Source organism: Daejeonella sp. (assembly GCF_049655485.1).
Classification (GTDB): domain Bacteria; phylum Bacteroidota; class Bacteroidia; order Sphingobacteriales; family Sphingobacteriaceae; genus Daejeonella.
Genome location: NZ_JBASJU010000419.1, coordinates 1 through 8,468, shown reverse-complemented (window position 1 = coordinate 8,468; position 8,468 = coordinate 1). Strand labels below are relative to the sequence as shown.

At 40.8% G+C, this 8,468-nt stretch carries 7 protein-coding genes; 5 read left to right on the top strand and 2 right to left on the bottom strand.

Features of this window, described 5'->3' with window-relative positions; genetic code table 11:
* Nucleotides 1-149: 149 nt before the first annotated feature.
* From WBJ10_RS16915 to WBJ10_RS16895, 5 genes are read left to right on the top strand one after another with little or no spacing between them, the layout of a single operon-like run.
* Nucleotides 150-1,175: a UbiA prenyltransferase family protein gene (locus WBJ10_RS16915; protein ID WP_424292428.1), complete on the top strand. Its 1,026-nt coding sequence runs from the start codon at nt 150-152 to the stop codon at nt 1,173-1,175.
* 22 nt (nt 1,176-1,197) lie between these two features.
* A complete protein-coding gene (locus WBJ10_RS16910; RefSeq protein ID WP_424292426.1) occupies nt 1,198-2,637 on the top strand; it encodes a GMC oxidoreductase in 1,440 nt (479 codons plus the stop codon).
* Between the two features lie 3 nt (nt 2,638-2,640).
* The gene (locus WBJ10_RS16905; protein WP_424292424.1) at nt 2,641-3,075 is read left to right on the top strand and encodes a hypothetical protein; all 435 of its coding nucleotides are present in this window, start codon (nt 2,641-2,643) and stop codon (nt 3,073-3,075) included.
* A 19-nt stretch (nt 3,076-3,094) separates the two neighbouring features.
* Nucleotides 3,095-4,495 (top strand): hypothetical protein, encoded by a 1,401-nt coding sequence (locus WBJ10_RS16900; protein WP_424292422.1) that lies wholly within the window; start codon nt 3,095-3,097, stop codon nt 4,493-4,495.
* Between the two features lie 43 nt (nt 4,496-4,538).
* Nucleotides 4,539-6,203 (top strand): glycosyltransferase family 39 protein, encoded by a 1,665-nt coding sequence (locus WBJ10_RS16895; RefSeq protein ID WP_424292420.1) that lies wholly within the window; start codon nt 4,539-4,541, stop codon nt 6,201-6,203.
* An 87-nt stretch (nt 6,204-6,290) separates the two neighbouring features.
* Here the strand turns inward: WBJ10_RS16895 and WBJ10_RS16890 are convergent, their stop codons facing one another.
* Both WBJ10_RS16890 and WBJ10_RS16885 read right to left on the bottom strand, forming a co-directional pair.
* On the bottom strand, nt 6,291-7,058 hold the full coding sequence (locus tag WBJ10_RS16890) for a DUF4114 domain-containing protein (protein WP_424292418.1): 768 nt from the start codon (nt 7,056-7,058) through the stop codon (nt 6,291-6,293).
* A gap of 99 nt (nt 7,059-7,157) precedes the next feature.
* Nucleotides 7,158-8,468: hypothetical protein (locus WBJ10_RS16885; protein WP_424292416.1), on the bottom strand; the 1,311-nt coding region annotated here is incomplete at its 5' end.

The following is an 8,468-nucleotide window of genomic DNA, read 5'->3' as shown; positions in this document are numbered from 1 at the left end:
GTCTTTTCGTAGGCGACCGGGAAGAACTTGATGGACAGTGTGCTGCAAACGCAGGTGTGCCTTATCTTATTTTGGATAAGAACACAGATCCTGAATGCTTTTTTAAAAATATACAAAACCGAGTCATACTATAAAAGAAACCAACATAGATGGAGAAAGCTTCAACCTTATCAGCCACCGACTTCCAGTCTAAAATTGTACCTGCGGGTATAAAAGACTATGTAGCTATCGCACGTCCAGATAACTGGCTCAAAAACATTTTCATGTTGCCAGGTATGCTATTCGCATATGCTTACTTTCAAACACCTTTAGACTCTATACTTTTTACCAAGATTATTATAGGTATAATAAGCACTTGCTTAATCGCGTCTGCAAACTATGTTATAAATGAATATCTGGATGCTGAATTCGATAAATTTCACCCTTTAAAAAAGAAACGGACCGCCGTTGTCAGGGTGGTCAATCCAGTTATCGTTTATTCTGAATATGCCGCATTATCAATTATAGGACTCGCCCTGGCTTACCTTATCTCTGTTAAATTTTTAGCATGCGCAGCTCTACTCCTTATAATGGGCATTGTATATAATGTTCGCCCTCTTCGTAGCAAAGAGCGCGTATACCTGGATGTTCTTTCAGAATCAGTCAATAACCCTATTCGATTTGCCTTAGGATGGTTCATCTTTACACCCGCATTGGGAATGCCAGAGAGCCGATGGGACTTAGCATGGATAAATACCTTTCCTCCGTCAAGTATACTTTTAGCTTACTGGATGGGTGGGGCCTTCCTCATGGCAACAAAAAGGTTCGCTGAGTATCGCTTAATCGGCGATCCGGATCTTGCAGGTTCCTATCGACGCTCGTTTAAATATTATACAGAGAACAGCCTGCTTATTTCCATGTTTTTTTATGCTATCACCTGTGCTTTTTTCCTTGGCATCTTTTTGATCAAAAACCGTATTGAAATGTTGGTGAGCTTTCCATTTTTTGCCTTATTATTTTCATGGTATTTAAGGATTGGGCTTTTGAAAGACTCTCCCGTTCAGGGCTCGGAAAAACTATATACCAGGAAGTATTTTATGATCTATTTACTACTCTTTGGAATCTTAATTTGTTCATTGATGTTCATCGATCTCCCCTGGTTAAATTGGTTACTTACTAACGCGGGAAATAAATAGAAACTTTTTCAAAAAAGTCCATATGAAATATGAGAAATACGACCTGGTAGTTGTAGGTACCGGGTTTGCCTCAAGTTTTTTTTTACAAAAATATTTATCGAAAGCACCAGTCACTGCTAAAGTGTTGGTCCTCGAAAGGGGCTACTTATTCCCACATGCAGACCGACTAAAAATCGCAAGGGGTGAAACTACTGAAGATACGAACATAAATGTTGCAGCTGAAAACACTTTTGTAAATACAAATGAAGTGTCAAAGAAATGGATTTTTACAACTGGCTTTGGGGGGAGTTCGAATTGCTGGTGGGGCTGTACGCCAAGATTTCTGCCATCAGATTTTAAAATGAAATCCTTATACGGCATTGCGGACGACTGGCCCGTAACCTACGAAGAATTGGAACCCTACTACAACGAAGCTGAAGAAGTCATGGCTATTTCAGGTCCGGATGAAACTCCTTTTCCACGTAGTAAGCCTTATCCCTTGCCTCCTCATTTGTTTACCGAAGTTGACAGAATACTGCACGAAAAATATGGGAAGCAATATATCAGCCAGCCTACTGCCCGGGCACGACAGGCCGCTAAAGGGAGAAACGGCTGTTGCGCAAGCATCGCCTGCAATCTGTGCCCGGTTAATGCCAAATTTACTATAGAAAATTCGGGCATGCCCGTGTATACCGATCAGAGAGTGGAAGTGGCCTATGGTTCACAGGCATATAGCCTTACCCTCGAAGGGAAATCTGCTAAGTCAATTCATTTTATGAAAGACGGCAAAGAACTAAAAATATCAGCGGATGTATTTGCCCTTGGTGCAAATCCCATTTTCAACTCGAACATACTCCTGAACTCTGGGGATACTAATCCTTTTACCGGAAAAGGCATGGGTGAGCAATTGGGCCTACAGGCACTTGTTTACCTGGACAATATGAGAAATACCGGAGGAAGTACATGGGTAAATGCCAACGGGTACATGCTTTATGACGGCGAGCACAGGAAAGATAAAGCAGCGTGTCTGATCGAAGCAAATAATGCCCCATATATCAGGCTGGAACAAGGAAAATGGCTGAATATTGCAAGTTACAGGATGATTTTTGAGGATTTGCCCGCCGATCAAAATTATGTAACAACCACTGGCGACAAACTCAAACCCGAAGTGAAATTTACCGGCGCTTCAGAATACACGATGCGGGGAGTTGAGCATATGAAACAAAAGCTTCCTGACATCCTCTCTGTGCTTCCAGTCGAGAAAATAGAATACCTGGAACCATTCCCTGACGAAGGACATATTCTTGGAGCAAGCAGGATGAGCAGTAATCCAAATGAGGGCGTGGTCGACAAAAATCTCATCCATCATAACTATCGCAATTTATTTGTTTTAGGCAGTGGTGCGTTTACTACTTACACACCCTCAAATCCAACTTTAACCTTATCGGCTTTATCGCTTATGGCAGCCGACCGATCATTTTAGACCATGCTGAAGAGAAGAAAATTTTTAGAATTTATCGGAATAGGAGGTGCATTGGTATTGCTTCCTATTTCAATCTTCGTGGCTGTCAAATCCTTAGAGGATATAGCCTTCGATCTGATAACACAAGAATTTCACTATCTTAAGCTTGACCCCGAGGGAGTGAGAAAGTATGCACAGGATTATTTGCAAAAAGATAAACCAGGCATTGCATCAAACATCAAATGGAGGTCATACTATGTTCTGAACTTCAATGCAACGGATTCAGACAATATCAAGTTTCTGGTAACTTACTATTTGCTATCTTCAGATTTTTTTATGAATAAAATGGACGAAAGCAAGACAGTTCGGTATATGGGAATTAACCATCAATACACAGCACCATGCTCGAGTCATTTTTCTTTTCTGATATTTCCTGAAAAAACTGACACAGTTTCTTAACCCGACGGTTATATAAAAGATGGAAAAAACTGATGAGAATTATACAGCAATATCTCAATTTAAAATATTCACCGTACTATGGAGTATCGCTACGCTATTCCATATGGCCTATGCGGGTGTTTTTGAAGAAAAGCTAAATTATGCATTGTTAACCCTGGCTGCCCTGTTTGTTATCTATAAGCCGGGAAATGTCAAAGGGTTTATCGTCCTGATGATTCTTCAGCTTTACGATGTTTTCTATCTATTACCAGAAGTAAATAATCATTGGTTATTCACCGCTTTTGTAAATATTACCATAATTCAGGTCCTGATTTTTCTCATTATTAAGGACAAGTCTTTTTATGTCGATAAGACGAGATGGATCGGACTCTTCGCCCCAATCCTTAGAATTGAAGTACTGATACTTTATTTCTTTGCGGTTTTTCATAAGTTAAATTCCGATTTCCTTGATCCTCAAATAAGCTGCGCGACTGAACTTCTGGATGCTCAGAATAAATTCAATTTCCCAATTACACCGGAAATTTTTGCACTGGCTGGATACTTTACCCTTTTCATTGAAACAGCCATCCCACTTCTCTTATTCTTTAAAAAAACGCGCAAGGCGGGTATTGTTATCGGCTTATTATTTCACTCGGTACTGGCCTATAGTTCCTATAACGGATACTTCGACTTTTCCTCCATGATGTTTGCTCTTTATTTCCTTTTCGCAGATAAATCGCTTACCGATTCTATCGTTAATGATTACCAGAAGATAAAAGTTATCAAATTATTTGACCGCTTTAGTTTAGCCCGGCTTTTTGGACTTATTATATTGATCATTATTGGGTTAGCCTTCCTTCATTTACTTGTCCGCAAGTTTCCTGAATTCCCGGATTTTAATTTATATATCTTCTGGTTACTGTATAATCTGGTTTTTCTTTATGTGATTCTACGTTATTACTTCAGAAAAACAGATGTTACAGAACCCCAATTCTTTTCGATTTGCAAAAAAGGCTTTTGGATAATGCCAATCCTGGTATTTTTCAACGGTATTAGCCCCTACCTCGGATTAAAAACAGAGAGTTCATATTCCATGTTTTCAAATTTGCGTACAGAAGCCGGAATCTCTAATCACTACCTGATGCCGGCTAACTTACAGATTTTTGATTTCCAAAAGGAATATGTAGAGTTAATTTCTTCAACAGATCTGTTTCTTCAAAAAGCTGCCGATGAAAAGAAAAAGATGGTCCTGTTTCACTTTAACCGTTATGTTATAGCAAAAAAACCTGCACGAGTAGAGTATCTCTTGAATGGGAAAAGAGAAGTTTTCGTTGCCAATGGCGAAGGCACGACCAGAACGATACCAAAGGACTTTTACCTGTTTACTAAATTGTTTAATTTCAGGCTCTATCAAGATGCTCCTCAACCTTGTGGACACTAGGTTAGGACTACTGAAGCAATTTAAAAAATATATACAAACCCAAATGTCGGAAAAACCCTTAGCGGCAAATTCCCTTTTTACAAAAACTGCTGCAATAACATGGAAGGTATTGGCCTATGCCGTTATAGCCTACGGAATTTTGATAAGGACCTTTCATTTTTTCTATAATCGTTCCTTGTGGTTAGACGAGATCTATTTATCGGCCAGCTTGTTAAAGATGAGCTTATGGGAACTGGTTAGCACACCGCTGGATTATCAACAACAAGCACCAATTGGACTACTCCTTCTGGTTAAATCATCCGTGCTGGCGTTCGGCGAAAATGAAATGGCACTCAGGCTTATTCCATTTCTTTGCGGGATTATTGCCCTTTTTGCTTTCTACAGACTTGCGAGCTATTATCTAAGTCCGGCGGGGGTATTTATTTCCACGGCCATGATCGCTACAGCGCCATTCCTGGTATATCATTCGGTAGAAGTTAAGCAATATAGCTCCGGATTATTGATGTCTATTATCGCTATCTTACTATATATAAAATATAGTAAGAGGCAAGACTGGCCTGCACTTTTGATCTGGGGATCGGCGGGAGCTCTTATCATATGGTTTTCGCATTCAGCAATTTTTCTTTTCGCCGGAATTGCATTCGGCTTATCCTTATACCATATTTGGAAAAAGAATTGGCAAACCTTTCTATTGTTACTCATTCCATTTGGGATGTGGATGATAAGTTTCCTTATTCATTACTTTCTTTTTATTGCAACCTCTCAGGACTCTGAATGGTTAACAAAATGGTTCCAGGAACGAAACAGCTACATGCCAGTCACCTCACCTATCTCTGCGGCCAAGTGGATACTATTTCAATTCTATAGAATGCTGGAGTATCCCCTGGGGCTGCTATGGTCGTGGGATGAACATACATTCAGCAACTTTATCATCAGGAATGTCATGCGTATGCCTTTGCTCCCCATGGCTTGTTTCGCACTGGGGATGATTGCATGGTTCAGAATGGAAAGGAAATCATTCCTCATTCTTGTTTTTCCTATACTACTCACACTCATTGCTTCGGGACTTAAATTTTACCCCGTATACGAACGACTCACCGTTTTTCTGGCTCCAATCTTAGTGTTATTCATAACAAAAGGGGTAGAAAAACTCATCCGCCTCAAATGGGTAAAGCCAGTGTCTGTACTGGTAATCATATTACTTCTGGCAGCACCATTTGCATCATCCATTACCCAGTTAGCAAATCCGCATAAACTCGGAGGATATAAAAATGCCGATTATAGGAGAACCTTCGAATTTGTTGAAAATAACCAAATTGAGGGCGATAGCGTGTATGTTTATTGGAATCTGGTTGCGCAGTACAAGGTATACAAACAACTGAGCCGATTGTCGTATGATGCTGTGGAAGGCAAAGACTTAAGGTCACGCTCGAGTGATGAAGCATCTTATCTGAAGAATATTGAAACCGACATAAACCAGTTAGATGGACCTGGACGGGTCTGGTTAATCTATGATAATACCTTAAATTTTGACATTGGTGACATGGACGAGAGAACCTGGTACCAGTCGGGCAAGTACGCAAGCCAGCCAGGAACAAGAGTACTTAATAAGTTGAAAACAATGGGCAAGATTCTAAAAGAATATAAATCAAGAAGTGCCTCTGCTTACCTGATTGACTTAAAAAGCATTCCTTCAGGCTCTAAATAACAAAAAAATCTGATCTGAATCAAATGTCTTAAATTGTGGCTTGAAAAGCAGACATTATTCCAGATCAGATATTAACGATATTTACTCTTAAGGTGTGGGCTTTATGGTAGCGTATATGATAATATCATTGAAGTCATGATCACATGAAGGCTCCGATCTCATCATATCCTCAAACCCAATAAATATTTTATTTTCCTTCGGATAGTTTACCAGAACTGTGTGCTTTTTGAGATTCGGATCGGTTTCTGGATTTAAGATTTCATTCGAACAGAAATGGTTGCCAGAAGTATTAACTTTTCCTGCGGCAGCGTCCCATCCTTTTTCGATCAAAACAAAACCAATAGACATCCCTTTGTCGAAGTTTCCTATTTTTATTTTATCTCCAGAGTTTAAGCCCCCGCCTGCCCATCCGACTAATGAAGCGTTCGGAAACATATAGGTAACGTTTTTAAGGTCTGCAGATTTCTTAGGAGGATTACTCGTAGGATAAGTATAAAAAGCAAGAGTATTCAGCTGACTTGCACCTTCAGCAACAAATGTGATAAACACATCTGATTTTTGGGTTAAACTCAAATCTGAATTACTCGAGAGTAGATCGGGATGTGCTTTTGTCACATCCTGTCCGGCGGGTAGAATTGAATCTATAAATCGCACCAAAGTGGGACTTAAAGTATCAGGCGCCAATTTGTAATCAAGTGGTTCTCCCAGCGGTCCGTAGCTTCCAAGATATTTGTATTCGGTAGCTTTAAAAGAAACGGGCTCAAATGGTACATTAGGACCTGTCGAAGCAGACTTTTTGCAGGAAGCATATACCGCGCTCAACAGCACGAATAAGAGTAATTTTGCGTTTTTCATGAGTGTTTAAATAGATAAGCATAGCTAAACAAATAAAGTGCCATGAAACAAAAGAGCCTGCATCACAGCAGGCTCTTTACATATCTAAATAATTTTACCCTAGTTGGCCTGCACGAAGATAGGTGTTTCACTCACCTCCACCCGAAGCTTTCCACCGGAGATATCAGCTTTTTTGGAAGCCATTGAATCTGATCCTGGCTGAAGAGTATAAATCGTGGCAGATTGTGTTCCCGGAAGTTTCAATTCATAACTGCCCTTACGGTTCTTTTCATCAGGGATTGCCAGAACATATATTTTTTTCGATCCCAATACATAAACATCAACCAAAGGATCCTTACTCAAGGTTTCTTTGTAAGTATACTCTCCCATCAATTTAGAAGACTGCAGGATATAATCTGCTGCAGGGCGGCGTTTCAAGCCATCAGCCAGCCCCGATGAACCATATTGAATCGGATTAGCGGCGTTGTCGTCAAATAACTGATAATAAAATACCTTCTTGATACCGTGACGGGCATACAGAAGCGATGATCTTAAAATCCAGTCGGCCTGGGTCAATAGCGCCGACTTATCACCTATGGCAATCGCACGTTGAGGGCTGCCAGGGTTAACGTCGTAACCTGCTTCAGTCATCCATACATCGATATTACCCGCATGCTGCCTTGACAACTGCGTAAATTCATCGGCAACATTGCTGATCTCACTCAATTCAGGAGCTACACCACGAGTGGCTTCTCCCCACTGGGTAGATTTGTTATCATTAGAATATAAATGGTAATTGATGACATCAAAGCACAAATCAACAGAACCGTCTGCACGGTAACCGCGATTCTCCTTACACCAGTCGATCATCTCTTTTACATAGCTCACATCGGCTTTTGCCAGCCCGCCCATCACTACTTTCATGGAAGGGTCTGCATTCTTAACGCCCGCGTTTTTACCTAGTTTGCCTTTGTGGCCATCATAAAAAGCTGATAAATGTGCCGCATACTGACGACCAGTCTGAAATCCGCGCTTATTAGGTAACCACCAACGGTCACGCTCATTATCTGCTTCTACATATTTAATCAGATCAAGGCCTATTTTAACCTCATTCACCGGATCCTGGGTCCAGCGTGGTGTGGAATTGACGCTCAACAGCGAGGGATCCACATTCTTGTTTGCTCCATAACGGGCGGCAAACTGAAACGCTACCCTGGCCTGGGCAATGTATGAAGCAGGATTTTCAAGGTCAGATCCATAAGGAGCCGGAACGTTATTTGCATCACGCTGGCCTTCAGGATAAGTATTATAAAGCCAGTTTGGTGCTTCCTTGATACAACTCAAAACCAATATCCCATCACGCTTGCAGCGCTCATATATCGCATCGTAGTTCCAACCGCCACGCCGCGTTGGATTAAATGTATAGCTCCC